Below are 16,030 nucleotides of genomic sequence, written 5' to 3' on the forward strand. Positions count from 1 at the left end.
CGTGGATCACGCGCGAATGGTGCCGGTCCAGGCCGCGATGAACTGCCTGGCGTCGTCGCGCACGGCCGATGCCTGCTTGCCGGGCTTGTACAGCGCCGAGCCGATGCCGAAGCCGGCCGCTCCGGCCGCGCGCCATTCGGTCATGTTCGTAGGGCTGATGCCGCCCACCGGCATCACCGGCGTGCCCGAAGGCAGCACCGCGAGCAGCGCCTTCACCACCGCGGGCGAGGCCAGTTCAGCAGGAAAGAGCTTGAGCCCCGTGGCGCCGGCCGCGAGCGCGCCGAAGGCCTCGGTCGGCGTCATCACGCCCGGCAGGCACACCATGCCGAGCTTCACCGCTTCGGCGATGACCGCGGCGTTGAAGTTGGGCGACACGATCAGCTCGCCGCCGGCCGCATGCACGTCGCGCACCTGCTGCGCCTCGAGCACCGTGCCCGCACCAACCAGCGCTTGCGGAAAGCGCTTGCGCATGAGCGCGATGCTCTCAAGCGGCTGCGGCGAATTGAGCGGCACTTCGAGCAGCCGGAAGCCGGGTTCCACGATGGCATCGCCGACATCCGCGGCCTCGGCGGGGGAGAGCCCGCGCAGGATGGCCACGAGCGGGAGGTCGCGCATCGCGGCGCTGAATTTTTCGAGGGGCGTGGTCATGGTTGGATTCGGTTGCTGTCTCTGTCTGCTGCAAGAAAGCCGGACAGCGCATGCAGTCCAGCCCAGGTGGCTTCGGCGCCGAGCGTGCGCGTGGCAACGCCGGCGGCGCGCAGGGCCAGGGTGTAGCGCTCGGTGAGCACGGGCGAGCCGATCAGCACCACCTCGCCGGCCGCCTGCAGCGATTGGGTGCGCAGTTCTTCGCCGATGAGCAAGCCCGAGAGGTAGCTCGACAGCTCCTCTTTCGGCATCCGATCGAACAGCGAGAGGGTGCGCGCGCCGAAGGCGTTGTGCAGCAGGCCGTGGCCGTTCTCGGATTGGGTCACGCCCTGGAGGAATGCCGCTTCGTCGAGTGGCGCGGCGGCGTCGAGCGTGCGCGCGAGGATCGAATGCTGGCTCAGTAGCGCATAGAACTCGCCCGTCATGCAGGTGCGGAACCCGGCGACGCGGCCCTTGCGCACCGTGGCCCACTTGTTGTGCGTGCCGGGCAGCACGAAGAGACCGTCGCTCGCGCCGGTGAGCGCCATGGCCCCGAAGATCTGCACTTCCTCGCCGCGCATCACGTCGGGCACGCCGTCGTGCTCGTCGTGCAGGCCCGGCACGATGGCGATGCGCGCACCGGGAACGGCGTCGATGTGAATGATCTTGCGGCCCACCTCGACGCGTCCCGCCGGGCAGGCGCAGTACGGCGCCTCGACCCAGCCCTGCTTGCTGCCCGCCATGCCGGAGATGAGGCAGTGCGCGCCTTCGAGGCGCATCCAGTCGCCGAAGAGCGCCTCGAAGACGGCGGGGAAGCCGCCTTCGGGCACCTTGAGGATGCCGCGCGCGTCGCTGCGCTCTTCGAGCACCTTGCCGTCTGCATCCAGCAGTGCGCCGCGGAGGGAACTCGTGCCCCAGTCGATTGCTACCAGTCTTGTCATCTCAGTGATTGTCGCGCGGGACGAATGCCCCCCGCCGTCCGCGCAGGAAAGCCAGGTCCGCGCCCTGGTCGGCCTGCAGCACCGTGTCGACGTAGAGCTTCCAGTAGCCCGAGTCGAGCGGCGCCTTCGGCGCGACCCATTGCGCGCGGCGCCTGGCCAGTTCTTCGTCGCTCACATGCAGGTGCAGCTTGCGGTTCGGCACATCGAGCTCGACGATGTCGCCGTCCTGCACCAGCGCGAGCGGTCCGCCCGCGGCCGCCTCGGGTGCCGTGTGCAGCACCACCGTGCCGTAGGCCGTGCCGCTCATGCGCGCATCGCTGATGCGGACCATGTCGGTGATGCCCTTTCGCAGAACCTTCGGCGGCAGCGGCATGTTGCCGGCCTCGGCCATGCCGGGGTAGCCCTTGGGGCCGCAGTTCTTGAGCACCATGATGCAGTGCTCGTCGATGTCGAGGTCTTCGTCGTCGATGCGTTGGTGCAGGTCGTCGGCGCTTTCGAAGACCACCGCGCGACCCTTGTGCACCAGCAGCTCGGGCGTGGCCGCGCTGGGCTTGATGATCGCGCCGTTGGTCGCGAGGTTGCCGCGCAGCACGCAGATGCCGGCCTTGTCCTTGAAGGGCTCGGCCAGCGGTCGGATGACCTCCGGGCCGTAGTTCTCGGCGTCCTTCACGTTGTCCCAGAGGCTCTGGCCAGTGACGGTGAGGATGTCCTTGTGCAGGTGCCGGGCGATTTCCTTGATGACCACCGGCAGGCCGCCCGCGTAGCAGAAGTCTTCCATCAGGAACTGGCCCGACGGCTGAAGGTTCACCAGGCAGGGCAGCTCCGAGGCGAGGCGGTCGAAATCGTCGAGCGCGAGCTCCACGCCGATGCGGCCCGCAATGGCCAGGAGGTGGATCACGAGATTGGTCGAGCCGCCCACGGCCGCGTTGACCTTGATCGCGTTCTCGATGGCCTCGCGCGTGAGGATCTTCGACATGTTCATGTCTTCATGCACCATGTCCACGATGCGCCGGCCGGCCTGCCGCGCGAGCACGTTGCGGCGCCCGTCGACGGCAGGGTAGGCCGCGTTGCCCGGCAGCCCGATGCCCAGCGCCTCGACCATGCAGGCCATGGTGCTTGCGGTGCCCATCGTCATGCAGTGGCCGTGGCTTCGGTGCATGCAGCTCTCGGCCTCGAAGAAATCCTGCAGCTTCAGCGTGCCGGCGCGCACCTGCTCGCTCATCTGCCACACGCCGGTGCCCGAGCCCAGCTCCTGCCCGCGCCACTTGCCCGAGAGCATGGGGCCGCCGGAGACGCCGATGGTCGGCAGGTCCACGCTGGCCGCGCCCATCATCAGCGCGGGCGTGGTCTTGTCGCAGCCCATGAGCAGCACCACGCCATCGAGCGGGTTGCCGCGAATGCTTTCTTCCACGTCCATGCTCGCGAGGTTGCGGTACAGCATGGCGGTGGGGCGCAGGAGCGTCTCGCCCAGCGACATCACCGGGAACTCGAGCGGGAAGCCGCCCGCTTCGTACACGCCGATCTTCACCTGCTCGGCGAGCGTGCGGAAGTGCGAGTTGCAGGGCGTGAGTTCGCTGAAGGTGTTGCAGATGCCGATGACCGGGCGGCCATCGAACTGGTCGTGCGGCACGCCCTTGCCTTTCATCCAGCTGCGGTAGATGAAGCCGTCGCGGTCGTGGCGGCCGAACCATTGCTGGCTGCGCAGTTCGCTGGCTTTTTTTCGGGGGGGAGTGCTCATCGGTTGTCTCTCTCGATTGCCGGCTTCGGCGCGAACCTCGAGGGTCTGCCCTGCCGGATGGCGTTTCAATCATCATATGATAGGGCTGGTGAGCGAGCCGGAGCCTTGATGTTTTCGGCCGCAGGGATAGCAAATTTCGCATCGCACGCATGATCAAGAACATCCACGGCCGCACGCTCGAACTGCTCGGTGAAGCCATCGTTGCCGGTCGTTACGCGGTCGGGGCGTCGATACCGCCCGAGCCGCTCCTCGGCGAGGAACTCGGTGTGAGCCGCACCGTGGTGCGCGAGGCCATCAAGTCGCTGGCGGCCAAGGGCCTGGTCACGACGGGCCCCAAGGTCGGCACGCGCGTGCTGCCGCAGGACCGGTGGAACTGGTTCGATCCCGACGTGATCACCTGGCAGTCGCGCGCCGGTCTCACGCCCGGGTTCCTGCGCGACCTGCGGGACCTGCGGCGCGTGGTCGAGCCCGCGGCCGTGCGGCTGGCCGCCGAGCGGGCCGAAGCGAACGACATCGAGGAGATCGAGCGCGCCTTCGCCGGCATGAAGGAGGCGGTCGAACACGGCGGCGACTACATCACCTTCGACCTGCGCTTCCACAACGGCCTGCTGGCCGCCGCGCGCAACCGCATGCTCGCGCAGATGAGCAAGGCGCTCAACGCGCTGCTGCGCACCAGCTTCGAGATCTCGGCCGCCAAACCCGACGGCCCCGCGCGCTCGCTGCCGCTGCACCGCGCCGTGCTCGACGCGGTGATCGCGCGCAACCCCGACAAGGCCGAGCGCGCGGTCATCCGCCTGATCGACGGCGCGCGCCAGGACATCGAGGACGTGCTCGCCTCGCGCCGCCGCCTGCCGAAGCTCAGCAGGCCGCCTCCGAAGCTCAGGGCCGGCTGAGCAGTCGGCCCATGGGGTTCAGTCCGTGCGCAGCCGCAGCAGCGCGCGCACGAAGCCGTGGTCCGAGCGCGAGCGGTCGCGCCCTTCGTGCAGGTGGTCGTTGAAGTAGTCCACGCGCCGCACGTCGCCCAGGCTGTGGCGGCTGTTCGCGATGAATTCCTCGCTCACCAGAATCTGGTCGAGCACGTCCGGAAAGCCCTGGTGGATGTGCGAATAGGCCACGTCCTTCTTCAGCGCCGACTCGCCCTGCATCTCGTAGGCGTTGAACAGCGCCACGTCGCGCGCGGCCTTGTCGTAGGCCACTTCGGACGTGGCGGCCACGAGCTGCGTGGTCACGCTGTGCGGGTTGTCGTTGAAGTCGCCCATCACCACCAGCGGCACGTTCGTGCCCTGCAGCAGGTCGATGACGATGCAGCGCAGGGCCGCAGCTTCGGCGCCGCGCATCAGGAGCGAACGGAGCGACGCCATCACGCCGACCTTGCGGTCGTCGCGGTCCTCCAGGTGGTTGCCTTGCGCGTCCTGCAGGAACTTGGGGCGCTTGGACTTCAGGTGCACCGTGAGCACGTGCACCTGCTGGCCGTGCTTCATGCGCAGCGTGGCCAGGAGGGGCGGGCGCTCGAAGCGCGTGTGGGGGCCGAGGCCCGGCACGTCCACGCCGAAACCGGGCGGAAAGTCGACGAAGGACTGGACGTTGTCCACCTGCAGCCGCGTGGCGATGCCCACGCGCGGCGTGCCTTGCGCACCCGGCCTGGCCGGCGTGCCCGGCGGGCTTCCGGGCGGCGGCGTGTTCTCGGCGCCCGGCACGGAAACGAAGTCGTAGCGCAGGCCGCTGCGCGCAATGGCCGCCTTCAGCGCCGCTTCGTCCCACACCTCCTGCACCGCGAGCACGTCGGCATTGAGCGCATGGAAACGCTCGCCGATCCAGTCGATCTTTCGCTCGTACTCGCGCTCGTTGTACGCGTCCTGGTTCTCGTAATAGAGGCGGTCGGGGTTCGCGAGGTTGAGCAGGTTGCAGGTGGCTACGAAGAGGGTGGCGTAGTTTGGGGGGATGTATTGCATGGCGGCACGATTGTGTCCTGCCCGCAAAACAGGAAAAAGCCGCCCAAAAGAAAAGGGCACCGAAGTGCCCTTTCATGGGGAACGGACAGGTTGCCCTGTCCGCAGGCGCTGTCAGCGCCCGAACGAACGGCCACCGCCGCCACCGCCGGAGCGATTGCCACCGCCACCGCCGTAACCACCGCCACCACCCGAACGGCCACCGCCGCCCGACCGGTTGCCGCCGTAGCCGCCACCACCGCCACCCGGGCGGCCGCGACCGCGACCGCCACCCATGTGGTCGACGCTCGTGCGCAACGGATCCGGCTGGCCGTCGCCACCGGCAACCGCTTCGGCGCGCAGGTGCGCGACCTGGTTGGCCTGCGTCGGGCTGTGGCTGTTGCCGTGATGGCGCGGCTGGCGCTCGTCGTGCGGCAAGTGATTCTGTTGTTGGTGCTGGGGCGCATGGTGCGGCGCGCGCGCCGGACCTTGCGGGCCGCGGCCTTGCGCCGGGCGTGCACCCTGGCCGCGCGGGCCCTGGCCCTGGTGACCCTGGCCGCCGCCGTTGGCGTTGCGGCCTTGACCGCCGCCGCCACCACCGCCCTGGCCGCCACGGCGTTGACCGCCGCCACCACCACCGCCGCCAGCGCGTTCACCGCCGCCTTGACCAGCCTTGTTCTCGCGGATGCGCGACAGCATCTCGGTGCGAGCGGCCTTGGCGGCTGCCTGCATCACGTCGCGGCTCGGCGGGCGGCCGGCGCCGCCCCAGATCGTCTGGCGACCCATGGCGATCGGCTCGGCGCGTTCGCCGTCTTCAGGGCCGAAGCCTTCGACCAGCTGCACGGGAATCGTCTGCTTGGTGAAGCGTTCGATTTCCTGCATGAAGCCTTCCTCGTCCAGGCACACGAAGCTCACGGCCTCGCCGCTCGAACCGGCTCGGCCGGTGCGGCCGATGCGGTGGACGTAGTCTTCGCTGACGTTCGGGATCTCGTAGTTCACGACGTGCGGCAGCTCGTCGATGTCGATGCCGCGGGCCGCGATGTCGGTGGCCACCAGCGCGCGGATGTCGCCGCTCTTGAAGCCGGCCAGCGCCTGCGTGCGGGCGCTCTGGCTCTTGTTGCCGTGCAGCGCCATCGCCTCGATGCCGTTCTTGGTGAGGAACTCGGCCACGCTGTTGGCGCCGAACTTGGTGCGCGTGAACACGAGCACCTGGCTCCACTTGTTCTCGTTGATGATGTGCGCGAGCAGCGCCTTCTTCTTGCCGCGGCCCACGGGGTGGATCACCTGGGTGATGCGCTGCACGGTGGTGTTGCGCGGCGTGACCTGGATGCTCTGCGGGTTCTTGAGCAGCGTGGCGGCCAGGTCGCGGATTTCGTCGCTGAAGGTGGCCGAGAACAGCAGGCTCTGCTTTTCCTTGGGCACGAGCGCCAGTATCTTCTTCACGTCGTGGATGAAGCCCATGTCCAGCATGCGGTCGGCTTCGTCGAGGATCAGCATCTGGACCTGGCTCAGGTCGAGCATGCCTTGCTGCTGCAGGTCGAGCAGGCGGCCGGGGGTGGCCACGAGGATGTCGACGCCCTTCTTGAGCTTGCTGATCTGCGGGTTCATGCCGACGCCGCCGAAGATCACGGTGGAGTCGAGCTGCAGGTACTTGCCGTAGGTACGGACGGATTCTTCGACCTGGGCCGCGAGTTCGCGGGTGGGGGTCAGCACGAGGGCGCGGATGCCGACGCCGCCGAACTTGTTGGTGGCGCTGCGGCTCATGGTGAGCTTGTGCAGCATGGGCAGCGTGAAGGCGGCCGTCTTGCCGGTGCCGGTCTGGGCGCCGCCGAGCAGGTCGTGGCCCTCGAGAACGGCGGGGATGGCTTGCGCCTGGATGGGGGTGGGGGTGTCGTAACCGTGCTCGTGCACAGCCTTCAAGATGGCGGGAGCCAGCTTCAGTTCATCAAAATTCATTGGAAACAATAAGCGCCATACACGGCGCAGTGGCATCGGCCCGCTTGGCGTCTTAGTGTTGACGCCGAGCCAGTCAAGGCAGATGAAGGTCAGGGGTGGGAGCCTGAAAACCCGTTGTGAGAAGGGTCTTCTTCGTCCCCGGCAGAGAGCCGGTGTTGCGGGCAACTGGACCCGGCAACGGTCGCTATTGTCGCATGAGTCGATAATCGGTGGTTTGCCGCGCCCGGATGCGTTGTTCTGGCGCCCGCGCTTTTCCCCAATTTCCGCTACCCAAGGTAAGTATCAACAGATGGCTCAATACGTCTATTCGATGAACCGCGTCAGCAAGACGGTGCCGCCCAAGCGGCAGCTCTTGAAAGACATTTCGCTCTCCTTCTTCCCCGGCGCCAAGATCGGCGTGCTCGGCCTGAACGGCTCGGGCAAGTCCACGCTGCTCAAGATCATGGCGGGTGTGGACAAGGAATTCGAGGGCGAGGCGCTGCCCATGCCGGGCATGACGATCGGCTACCTGGAGCAGGAACCCAAGCTCAATACCGAGCACACGGTGCGCGAATCGGTCGAGGAGTCCATGGGCGCGGTGTTCGCGGCCAAGGCGCGCCTCGAAGAGGTGTACATCGCCTACGGTGCCGAAGACGCCGACTTCGACGCGCTGGCCGCCGAGCAGGCCCAGCTCGAAGCCATCATCGCCACCGCCGGCACCGATTCCGAGCACCAACTGGAAATCGCTGCCGATGCGCTGCGCCTGCCGCCGTGGGACGCCAAGATCGGCCTCTTGTCAGGCGGCGAGAAGCGGCGCGTGGCGCTGTGCCGCCTCCTGCTGTCCAAGCCCGACATGCTGCTGCTCGACGAGCCGACCAACCACCTGGACGCCGAATCGGTGGAGTGGCTCGAAGTGTTCCTGCAGCGCTTCACGGGCACCGTCGTGGCCATCACCCACGATCGCTACTTCCTGGACAACGCGGCCGAGTGGATCCTCGAAATGGACCGCGGTCGCGGCATTCCATGGAAGGGCAACTACAGCACCTGGCTCGAGCAGAAGGGCGAGCGCCTGGCGCAGGAGCAGAAGAGCGAAGAAGCCCATGCCAAGGCGCTGAAGAAGGAACTGGAATGGTCGCGCCAGAACCCGAAGGCACGCCAGGCCAAGAGCAAGTCGCGCCTGGCCCGCTTCGAAGAGCTGAGCGACATGGAATACCAGAAGCGCAACGAAACGCAGGAAATCTTCATTCCCGTGGCGGAGCGGCTGGGCCAGCAGGTGTTCGAGTTCCACGGCGTGAGCAAGTCCTTCGGCGACCGCATGCTGATCGACAACCTGAGCTTCACCGTGCCGCCGGGCGCGATCGTCGGCATCATCGGCCCGAACGGCGCCGGCAAGTCGACGCTCTTCAAGCTGCTCGCGGGCAAGGAACAGCCCGACACCGGCGAGGTCGTCATCGGCTCGACCGTCAAGATGGCCTTCGTCGACCAGCACCGCGACGAACTCGCCAACAACAAGACCGTGTGGGAAGACATCTCGAACGGCCTGGACATCATCAACGTCGGCAAGTTCCAGATGGCCAGCCGTGCGTACGCGGGCCGCTTCAACTTCAACGGCGCGGACCAGCAGAAGAAGGTCGGCACGCTGTCGGGCGGTGAACGCGGCCGTCTGCACCTGGCCAAGACGCTGATCGCGGGCGGCAACGTGCTGCTGCTGGACGAACCCTCGAACGACCTGGACGTCGAAACCCTGCGTGCGCTCGAAGACGCGCTGCTCGAGTTCGCCGGTACCGTCATGGTGATCAGCCATGACCGCTGGTTCCTCGACCGCATCGCCACGCACATCCTCGCGGCCGAAGGCGACAGCCAGTGGACCTTCTTCGACGGCAACTACCAGGAGTACGAAGCCGACAAGAAGAAGCGCCTCGGCGAAGAAGGCGCCAAGCCCAAGCGCATGCGCTACAAGGCGCTCAAATAGGCTCGCCCCCAGGCTGCGCGCACTTCGTGTCGCAACGCCAACCCCCTACCGGGGCAACACCGGAGGCCCGGCAAAGCCGGTTCCTCGGTGTTTCTGGAAGATGCCTTAGATCGCTTCGGCAAGAGCGCGCGGTTCCGCAAGGGGCTGCGCGCTTTTTTCATCGTCGGCCGCAAACACCTCGCGTGCGGCGAAGAGGCCGTTCAGTGCCGCCGGGAAGCCCGCGTACACCGCCATCTGCATGACGACCTCGACCACCTCGGAGCGCGTCACGCAGACGTTCAGCGCCGCCTGGATGTGCACCTTCAACTGCGGCGCGGCATTGCCCATGGCCGTGAGCGCGGCGACCGTTGCGATTTCGCGGGCGCGCAGGTCGAGGCCGGGGCGCGAGTAGATGTCACCGAACGGAAACTCGATCACCAGGCGGCCGAAGTCCGGCGCGATGTCGGCCAGGCTTTCGACCACCTTGACGCCGCCTTCACCGTCGATCTCGTGGAGCCTGGCCAGGCCACGCGTGTAGCGCAGGTTGTCGTCGTGGCCCTGGTTCTGTGTGTTCGTCATTGCTCGTCTTTCCTTCTGGGGCGCTGCCCGATGAAGGAGGACGCTTCTTCGTCTTCTCGGCCGCTCGGTAGTGGTCGATCTTGAGCGACAGCGCCTGCATGGATTGCTGCAGCGCCGCCACCCGGGCCTGAACTTCGGCAAGGTGCTCCTCGAGCATCTCGCGCCGTTCGCCGACGCTGGCGTCCCCCCGGTTTCGAAGCCTGACGAAGGCCTGCATGCCCTGGATGGACATGCCGGTCTCGCGCAGGCGCAACAGGAAATCCAGCAAGTCCATGTCGGCGCTCGCATAGCGCCGCTGACCGCCCGGTGCACGCGGCACAGCGGCAATCAGCCAGATGCGTTTGTAGTAGCGCAGGGTGTAGGCCGTGAGGCCGGTTCGCTCTGCGACTTCCGCAATGGTCAGACTGGTTTCCATGGCGTCGATTCTCGAAATTAGAGCGCGCTCTAAGTCAAGCGCTTTGCCGAACTATTTTGCGAAGGCAGAAGATCGGCGTCGAGCCAGCCACGCAGGCTGTTGACGAAGGCGAACGCCTGCACGAAGGGCAGATCGTCCACCTGCACCACGGCTTCGGCAAGCTGGCCGTCATGAAGGCGCCCGGCGCGGCCGATGCCATCGAGGAGCCCGCAGCGCAACGGCGGCGTGACCCAGCGGCCGTCCAGCAGCACGCCGATGTTGCCGCGCGTGCATTCGGTGATCTCGCCGCGGTGGTTCCACAGCAAGGTGTCGAACACGCCCGGCGCGGTGGGCGCGAAGGCCTCGTAGTGCGCGCGGCGCGTGGTCTTGAAGCGGGAGAACTCGCTGTCGGCCTCGTCGAATGCGCAGGAGGCCAATTGCAGTTGGACGCGTGATGGCGGGGCGTCCATCGCAAAGGCTTCCGCGCGGGGCTGTCCCTGCGCATCGAGCAAGAGGCGAATGCGCCATGCACCCCCTGGATGCGAGTCGATCAGCCGATCAAGGCACGCGGCCACGGTCGCTTCGTTCCACGGAAAGCCGAAGTGCGCAGCCGCCTTCCGCATGCGCGCGAGGTGCAAAGGCGCATCGCGCAGCGCACCGTCGGCCAGCGCAAGGGTTTCGAGCAGTTCGAAAGGCGTCATGGGGCGGACGATACATGCGTACGACCCTGCCCCAGAAAGGCCCGCTTGTGCCGCCACTCGTCCCACTCCGCATCGGCCTGCGCATCGGCCGTGATGCCGCTGCCGATGCCGCAGCGCGCCCGGGTGCCGCGCAGCGTCACGGTGCGGATCGGCACGTTGAAGGTCGCATGTCCGCCGGGCCGCACCACGCCGACGGCGCCGCAGTACACGCCGCGCGCCTCGGGCTCCAGGTCGCGGATCATGCGCATCGCGCCGACCTTGGGTGCGCCCGTGATCGAGCCGCATGGGAACAATGCCGAGAACACATCCACCAGCGAAACGCCGTCGCGCACTTTCGCCTCGACGTCGGAGGTCATCTGCCACACGGTGGGCAGCGCCTCGGTGTGAAAGAGCCGCGGCACGCGCACCGAGAAGGGCTGCGCGATGCGCGAGAGGTCGTTGCGGATCAGGTCCACGATCATCACGTTCTCGGCTCGCTCCTTGGGCAGGGTGCGAAGTCGCAGCGCCATCGCCTCGTCTTCGGCGGCGGTCGCGCCGCGCGGGGCGGTGCCTTTCATGGGGCGCGCGAGGATCCGTTCGCCTTGCCAGTCGAAGAAGAGCTCGGGCGACACTGACAGCACCTGCTCGTCGCCGGTGTCGATGAAGGCGGCGTAGCCTTTGGGCTGCGCTTCTTGCAAGGCGATGAACCAGTCGCGTGCATCGCCGCGGTACTCGGCCCGCAGCGGCGCGGTGTAGTTGAGCTGGTACAGCTCGCCATTCGCGATGGCGCGATGAATGGCCTTCATGTTGCGGTCGAAGCCGGCGCGCGAAAGGCCGGCCTGCCAATCGACGGCGGGCGCATGGCCGGCCTCTTCAACGGGCCATGGCAAGGGGGTGTCATGCACACCGAACCACGCCAGCGGCCCTTCGCCCGCGTGCACCGCGAACGCCGGATCGAACGCCGCTGCCGCCTCGTAGCGCAGATAGCCTGCGCACCAGCGCCCCTCGCGCGACAGCGCCTCGACGGCCGCCAGCACCGGCTTCACTTCTTCAGGCGTGCGCGCAACGAGCACGCGCGAAGGCACGCCGAAAGCCACGCGCAGCCGCGTCGCCCCATCGCCGCGCGGATCGGCGAAATCGATCAGCGTCTGCAAGACCAAATCGTCAGGCCGATTCCGCTGGCTTCGGCGCCACGGGCGCCGGCGTCGATGCCGCGTCGACCTTCGTGGTTCCGGCCAGCACGCGCTTTCTCACTGCGTAGATGTTGTTGCGCAGCGCATAGAGCTCGTCCGCATACGACAGCGGCACGGCCACCTTGTTGACGACGCGATCGAGGTCGTCGAGCTCCTTGAGCAGCGTGTCGCGATCGCCCGTCCTGGCATCGACCTTGCCCTCGATGTCGCGCAGCCGCGCATACCAGCGGAACACGCGCCGCCGCACGCGGAACTGGTAGAGCGGCGGGATCACGCGGCTCAGCGGCAGCATCAGCACCAGCAGGCCGCCGAGCACCAGCCACATGCGCTCGACCAGGTTGCTGGCCCAGAAGGGCAGGTAGCGCTGCCAGAAGGGCGGCGTGCCGTTGATCGCGCGGTCACCTTCCGGGCTCACCGGCAGTTCGCTGGTGCGCGTATTCGGAAAATCGCGCGCCCGGTTGAACCAGCCCGCGCCGCTGTGCACCGTTTGCGCCGATTGCGCGAACAGCTGGCGCAGGGCCGGGTGGGTTTCCTCGCGCGAGAGCAGCGAGGTGGTGGCCGCGAGCAGCGCCACGTCCGAGGGCGGCAGGTCTTTCGAGAGGTCGACCACGCCGCGCGGCAGCGTCACCGCCGAGAGGAACGGAAAGCGCCGCGAGTAGGCATCGGCCTGGCCGAAGTCCATCAGCTTGATGTCGCCCGCGCGTAGCAGCCGCTGCACCTGCGGCGACTGCGGCGCGGAAGACAGCACGATCGCATCGAGCAGCCCCGCCTGCAGCGCCTCGGCCGCGGCGGCCTGTTCGAGGTTGGACAGCAGCACGTCGTCGGGCCCGAGCCGGTTGGCCTTGAAGAGCCGCTCCATGATCTCGGGCAGCCCGCTGCCGGGCATGTCGACGTTCACGCGCAGGCCGCGCAGTTGCGTGAGCGAGGTGAGCGTGCCGGTCTTCTTGTCGACCTTCAGCGCGCTGTCGGCGCGGTAGAACAGCCAGATCGGCTCATAGAACAGGCTGCCGAGCGAATTGAGCCCGGCCTCCTCGTCGGCCACCGGGTCGGCGCTGCCGCCGCGCACGAAGCCCACGTCGGCACCGCCCTTGCGCAGCAGTTCCAGGTTTTCGGAGGAGCCCGAGGTGGGCTTGAGTTCGACCGTGATGCCGTTGGCCTTGAGCGCCTCCGCATAGCGCTTGCCGAACTGCGCATAGGCGCTGCCCGTGGGGCCGGTGGCCAGCGTCACATGCTTGGGCGGCTGCGGCTGCAGGTACCAGTAGGCGGCGATCAGCAGGCCGATCAAGAGAAAGATGATGGGCCCGGCCGAGGCGATCAGGTCGCGGATCGACAGCAGGATCAGCTTCAGGGTTCTGGGGAACGCCATGGTGGTCCTTTCTTTGGGTGTGCGTCAGGGGCGCGCTGCGGCGAAGTCCGTCGCGCACGGGATGTGCAGCTCGCCCACCGTCACCGACCGCGCCGCATGCACCGCGCGCAGCGTGGCGATGGCCACGGCCTCCGCCGCCATGGTGCCCAGCACCGTCATGCCGGGGGCATCGCCTTCGAGCGGCACGCGGCCGGTGGCCAGCGCGAACAGCGTGTCGCCGTCGCTCATCGTGTGCACCGGGTTGATGGCGCGCGCAAGGCCGTCGTGCGCCACGTTCGCGAGGCGATTGGCCTGCACCTTGGTCAGCACCGCGTCGGTCGCCACCACGCCCAGCGTGGTGTTGGTGCCCGCGAGCAGGGGCTTGGGCAGGTCGCCGCGCAGCAGGGCGCGGCGCGTGTCGAGCAATGCGGTGCCGTCTTCGGTGCGCGCACCGGCCACGGGCTGCGCGGTGTTGTGGTCGATCACGTCGCCCAGCGAATTGACCGCGATCAGCGCGCCGACGGTCACGCCGCCGACGGTGACCGATGCGGTGCCGATGCCGCCCTTCATCGCGCGATGCACGCCGAAGAGCTTGCCCACCAGCGCGCCGCTGCCGGCGCCCACGTTGCCTTCGGCCGGCGCCGCGCTCGATGCCGCATCGCAGGCCGCGTAGCCGGATGCCGCATCGGGGCGAAAGCGCGCATCTCCCATCGGCAGGTCGAACAGCACCGCGGCGGGCACGATGGGCAGGGTGCCGAAGCGCACGTCCATGCCGATGTTGCGCTCCTCGAGCCAGCGCATCGCGCCCTCTGCCGCCGCGAGGCCCCAGGCGCTGCCGCCCGCGAGCATGACCGCATGCACCTGCTGCACCAGGTTGCCGGGCGAGAGCAGGTCGGTCTCGCGCGTGCCGGGCGCGGCGCCGCGCACGTCGACACCGGCCACGGCGCCTTCGCGCGCCATGACGACGGTGCAGCCGGTGGGGCGGCGGGTGTCGGAGAAATGGCCTACTTCGATACCGGCGACGTCGGTGATGGCGCCGGCTGGATGGGAGGAGGGGGAAGAGAAAGAAGACGGGGCTGGCATGGCGGCCGATTATGGGACCGTGTCTCCATGGCCTCTACGATGGGCGCCATGACAGTTGCAAGAAGTAGTTTCTCTCCCGAGGGCGATGCAAGGCGCCACGTGGTGGTCATCGGCGCGGGCGCGGTCGGCTGCGCCACGGCCATCGAGGCATTGCGCGCGGGCCTGCGCGTGACGCTCCTGGAGCCCGAAGAACCCGGCGGCCCGCAGGCGACCAGCTACGGCAACGCCGGCTGGCTCTCGTCGCACTCGGTGGTGCCTCCCGCGCTTCCCGGGGCCTGGCGCAAGGTGCCGGGCTGGCTGGCCGATCCGCTGGGGCCGCTCGCGGTGCGCTGGCGCCATCTGCCGCGCGCGTTGCCTTGGCTCGTGCGCTACCTGGCTTCGGGCTGGACCGAGGCGCGCGTGCAACGCACCGCCGACGCGCTGCGCACCTTGCTCGTGGATGCGCCCGCACTGCATGCGCGGCTCGCGGCCGAGGCTGGCGTGCCGCAGCTCATCGAACAGCGCGGGCTGCTGCACGCCTACCGCTCGCGCGCCGAGTTCGAAGACGACGCGCTGGGCTGGCGCGTGCGCGAGCGCGTGGGCGTCCGATGGGAAGCGTGGCCGGCCGACGAGCTGCGCCTCCGCGAACCCGACCTCGATGCGCGCTACACGCTCGGCATCTTCGTGCCCGAGGCCGGCCATTGCCGCAACCCGGGCGCCTACGTGGCCGCGCTGGCGCAGCACGCGGTGGCGGCCGGGGCCGAGCGGCTCGTCGGGCGTGCCACGGGTTTTCGCATCGAAGGTGGCCGGTTGCGCGCGGTGCGCACCGGCGACGGAGAGATCGCCTGCGATGCCGCCGCCATCTGCGCCGGCGCCTACTCAGGCCCGCTGGCCGCGGCCGCGGGTTCGCCGGTGCCGCTGGACACCGAGCGCGGCTACCACGTGGTGATCGAAGGTGCGGCCGTCGGTCCGCGCACGCCGGTGATGGTGGCCGACGGCAAGCTCATCGCGCACTGGATGGACGGCGGCTTGCGCGCAGCCGGCCAGGTCGAGATCGGCGGACTCGACGCAGCGCCCGACTGGCGCCGCGCGGAGATCCTGCATCGGCATCTGCAATCGATGTTTCCCGCGCTTGCAGACACGGGCGGCGCCAAGGCCTTCAAGCAGTGGCTCGGTCGCCGCCCCAGCATGCCCGACGGGTTGCCGTGCATCGGGCCATCGGCCGCGAGCGCGGACGTCGTGCTTGCATTCGGCCATGGGCACGTGGGCCTGTGCGGCTCGGCGCGTACCGGGCGGCTCGCGGCGCAACTGCTCGCGGGCATCGAACCGGAGACGCCGCTGGCGCCGTTCGACGCGGGGCGTTTCAGCTGGCGGGCTCCGGCTCGATCGACAGCACCGTGAGCGCCCCATCGACCTTGTCCGCCGTGAAGCGCACCTTGTCGCCGGGCTTCACCTTGCCGAGCAGTTCGGGGTCCTTCACGCGAAAGACCATCGTCATGCCGGTCATCTCCAGGTTCGGGATGTCGCCGTGCCGCAGGGTGATCTTCTTCGCATCGGTGTCGATCTTGCGCACCTCGCCCTCGACGGCGGGCAGCGCGGCCTGCGCGAAGGCGGCAGCGGCGAGGAGGGCGGCAGAGAGGGCTGTGAGAAGTTTCTTCAT

The 16,030-nt window shown here is 68.4% G+C and carries 13 protein-coding genes and 1 pseudogene; 3 read left to right on the forward strand and 11 right to left on the reverse strand.

Annotation, left to right across the window (positions count from 1 at the left end; translation table 11 throughout):
- Positions 1 to 6 precede the first annotated feature (6 nt).
- Genes RT97_RS22705 through RT97_RS22715 form a run of 3 tightly spaced genes read right to left on the reverse strand, consistent with a single transcriptional unit; the run spans position 7 to position 3,303 of the window.
- Positions 7 to 648: a 2-dehydro-3-deoxy-6-phosphogalactonate aldolase gene (locus tag RT97_RS22705; RefSeq protein WP_042581092.1), complete on the reverse strand. Its 642-nt coding sequence runs from the start codon at positions 646 to 648 to the stop codon at positions 7 to 9.
- Positions 645 to 1,565, reverse strand: a complete 921-nt coding sequence (locus tag RT97_RS22710) for a 2-dehydro-3-deoxygalactonokinase (RefSeq protein WP_042581093.1) — start codon at positions 1,563 to 1,565, stop codon at positions 645 to 647. Before RT97_RS22710 ends, RT97_RS22705 begins: the two co-directional genes overlap by 4 nt.
- A gap of 1 nt (position 1,566) precedes the next feature.
- A complete protein-coding gene (locus tag RT97_RS22715; RefSeq protein ID WP_042581094.1) occupies positions 1,567 to 3,303 on the reverse strand; it encodes an IlvD/Edd family dehydratase in 1,737 nt (578 codons plus the stop codon).
- A 149-nt stretch (positions 3,304 to 3,452) separates the two neighbouring features.
- Between RT97_RS22715 and RT97_RS22720 the strand changes: the two genes are divergently transcribed.
- Positions 3,453 to 4,196 carry a FadR/GntR family transcriptional regulator gene (locus RT97_RS22720; protein WP_042581095.1) on the forward strand — a complete coding sequence of 248 codons (744 nt, stop codon included), beginning with the start codon at positions 3,453 to 3,455 and terminating at the stop codon, positions 4,194 to 4,196.
- Positions 4,197 to 4,214: 18 nt separating this feature from the next.
- On the opposite strand, the gene RT97_RS22725 is transcribed toward RT97_RS22720, so the two are convergent.
- Complete coding sequence (locus tag RT97_RS22725; RefSeq protein ID WP_042581096.1) at positions 4,215 to 5,255, reverse strand: endonuclease/exonuclease/phosphatase family protein; 1,041 nt, start codon at positions 5,253 to 5,255, stop codon at positions 4,215 to 4,217.
- A 111-nt stretch (positions 5,256 to 5,366) separates the two neighbouring features.
- Entirely contained in the window at positions 5,367 to 7,187 is a 1,821-nt protein-coding gene (locus RT97_RS22730; RefSeq protein ID WP_042581097.1) for a DEAD/DEAH box helicase, read from the reverse strand.
- A gap of 289 nt (positions 7,188 to 7,476) precedes the next feature.
- On the opposite strand from RT97_RS22730, the gene ettA reads away from it, so the two are divergent.
- Positions 7,477 to 9,138 carry an energy-dependent translational throttle protein EttA gene (gene ettA / locus RT97_RS22735; RefSeq protein WP_042581098.1) on the forward strand — a complete coding sequence of 554 codons (1,662 nt, stop codon included), beginning with the start codon at positions 7,477 to 7,479 and terminating at the stop codon, positions 9,136 to 9,138.
- Positions 9,139 to 9,243: 105 nt separating this feature from the next.
- Here the strand turns inward: ettA and RT97_RS22740 are convergent, their stop codons facing one another.
- The 5 genes and pseudogenes from RT97_RS22740 to RT97_RS22760 form a co-directional block, all read right to left on the reverse strand.
- Complete coding sequence (locus tag RT97_RS22740) at positions 9,244 to 9,696, reverse strand: carboxymuconolactone decarboxylase family protein (RefSeq protein ID WP_042581099.1); 453 nt, start codon at positions 9,694 to 9,696, stop codon at positions 9,244 to 9,246.
- A complete protein-coding gene (locus RT97_RS32625; protein WP_080898389.1) occupies positions 9,614 to 10,111 on the reverse strand; it encodes a MerR family transcriptional regulator in 498 nt (165 codons plus the stop codon). The genes RT97_RS22740 and RT97_RS32625 overlap by 83 nt, the downstream gene beginning before the upstream one ends.
- A 29-nt stretch (positions 10,112 to 10,140) precedes the next feature.
- Positions 10,141 to 11,930: pseudogene (gene pabB / locus RT97_RS22750) on the reverse strand (aminodeoxychorismate synthase component I).
- A gap of 4 nt (positions 11,931 to 11,934) precedes the next feature.
- On the reverse strand, positions 11,935 to 13,329 hold the full coding sequence (locus tag RT97_RS22755; RefSeq protein WP_042581101.1) for a TAXI family TRAP transporter solute-binding subunit: 1,395 nt from the start codon (positions 13,327 to 13,329) through the stop codon (positions 11,935 to 11,937).
- A 24-nt stretch (positions 13,330 to 13,353) separates the two neighbouring features.
- A complete protein-coding gene (locus RT97_RS22760; RefSeq protein ID WP_042581102.1) occupies positions 13,354 to 14,391 on the reverse strand; it encodes a P1 family peptidase in 1,038 nt (345 codons plus the stop codon).
- A gap of 48 nt (positions 14,392 to 14,439) precedes the next feature.
- On the opposite strand from RT97_RS22760, the gene RT97_RS22765 reads away from it, so the two are divergent.
- A complete protein-coding gene (locus tag RT97_RS22765; RefSeq protein ID WP_042581131.1) occupies positions 14,440 to 15,771 on the forward strand; it encodes an NAD(P)/FAD-dependent oxidoreductase in 1,332 nt (443 codons plus the stop codon).
- On the opposite strand, the gene RT97_RS22770 is transcribed toward RT97_RS22765, so the two are convergent.
- Entirely contained in the window at positions 15,734 to 16,030 is a 297-nt protein-coding gene (locus tag RT97_RS22770) for a copper-binding protein (RefSeq protein WP_042581103.1), read from the reverse strand. The genes RT97_RS22765 and RT97_RS22770 overlap by 38 nt on opposite strands.

The sequence above is a fragment of the Variovorax paradoxus genome (genome assembly GCF_000834655.1).
Taxonomy (GTDB): domain Bacteria; phylum Pseudomonadota; class Gammaproteobacteria; order Burkholderiales; family Burkholderiaceae_C; genus Variovorax; species Variovorax paradoxus_F.

Coding starts and splice junctions, on each gene's coding strand:
- RT97_RS22705 (WP_042581092.1), bottom strand. CDS start 648: ATGACCACGCCCCTCGAAAAATTCAGCGCCGCGATGCGCGACCTCCCG.
- RT97_RS22710 (WP_042581093.1), bottom strand. CDS start 1,565: ATGACAAGACTGGTAGCAATCGACTGGGGCACGAGTTCCCTCCGCGGC.
- RT97_RS22715 (WP_042581094.1), bottom strand. CDS start 3,303: ATGAGCACTCCCCCCCGAAAAAAAGCCAGCGAACTGCGCAGCCAGCAA.
- RT97_RS22720 (WP_042581095.1), top strand. CDS start 3,453: ATGATCAAGAACATCCACGGCCGCACGCTCGAACTGCTCGGTGAAGCC.
- RT97_RS22725 (WP_042581096.1), bottom strand. CDS start 5,255: ATGCAATACATCCCCCCAAACTACGCCACCCTCTTCGTAGCCACCTGC.
- RT97_RS22730 (WP_042581097.1), bottom strand. CDS start 7,187: ATGAATTTTGATGAACTGAAGCTGGCTCCCGCCATCTTGAAGGCTGTG.
- ettA (WP_042581098.1), top strand. CDS start 7,477: ATGGCTCAATACGTCTATTCGATGAACCGCGTCAGCAAGACGGTGCCG.
- RT97_RS22740 (WP_042581099.1), bottom strand. CDS start 9,696: ATGACGAACACACAGAACCAGGGCCACGACGACAACCTGCGCTACACG.
- RT97_RS32625 (WP_080898389.1), bottom strand. CDS start 10,111: ATGGAAACCAGTCTGACCATTGCGGAAGTCGCAGAGCGAACCGGCCTC.
- RT97_RS22755 (WP_042581101.1), bottom strand. CDS start 13,329: ATGGCGTTCCCCAGAACCCTGAAGCTGATCCTGCTGTCGATCCGCGAC.
- RT97_RS22760 (WP_042581102.1), bottom strand. CDS start 14,391: ATGCCAGCCCCGTCTTCTTTCTCTTCCCCCTCCTCCCATCCAGCCGGC.
- RT97_RS22765 (WP_042581131.1), top strand. CDS start 14,440: ATGACAGTTGCAAGAAGTAGTTTCTCTCCCGAGGGCGATGCAAGGCGC.
- RT97_RS22770 (WP_042581103.1), bottom strand. CDS start 16,030: ATGAAGAAACTTCTCACAGCCCTCTCTGCCGCCCTCCTCGCCGCTGCC.